Genomic DNA, 570 nt, shown 5'->3' with positions numbered 1-570 from the left:
AACATTGTTCGCCATTTTTTTACGTGTATAATATTATCAAATGCTACCATCATAATTATATTAACGTGATATTACTATAGCACTTCTTTAGATTTTGAAAAGCTCTCTTAGTGATGATTTCATTAAAAAACGGTCTGGATTCACAGAGAACCCAGACCGTTACTTTCTATACAGAAGCTTTCTACTATATAATTACTACAGGCTTAATTAAATCCTTTGGTTTCTGCTTCATAAGCATCAACGCCTCTTCCATATGTTCAAACCCGTTGAATTTATGAGTAAGAAGTTTTGATGTATCAAGACGTCCAGTTACCATAAGAGAAGCAAGTTTTTCCATACGTAGACGTCCACCTGGCATCAAACCGCCGCGAATTGTTTTATGTCCCATTCCGCAACCCCATTCGATACGAGGAATTTTAATATAGTCTCCCTCACCAAGGTAATTTACGTTACCAATTACACCACTTGGTTTTAACATTCTGATTGCTTCATCAAATGTATTAACATCTCCACCGGCAATGATAACTCTATCAACACCTTTTCCGTGAGTTTTCTCCATAATCTGTTCTA

General features: G+C 36.0%; 1 pseudogene. It reads right to left on the bottom strand.

Annotated features, from left to right (window positions below):
* Positions 1-184 precede the first annotated feature (184 nt).
* A pseudogene (locus tag B2W91_RS12580) lies at positions 185-570 on the bottom strand (NAD(P)-dependent alcohol dehydrogenase); the annotation flags it as partial.

This window comes from Clostridium sp. UBA6640, from assembly GCF_002455975.1.
GTDB lineage: Bacteria > Bacillota > Clostridia > Clostridiales > Clostridiaceae > Clostridium_J.
The sequence above is the reverse complement of the archived record's forward strand: the minus strand, read 5'-3'. Positions and strand labels throughout refer to the sequence as shown.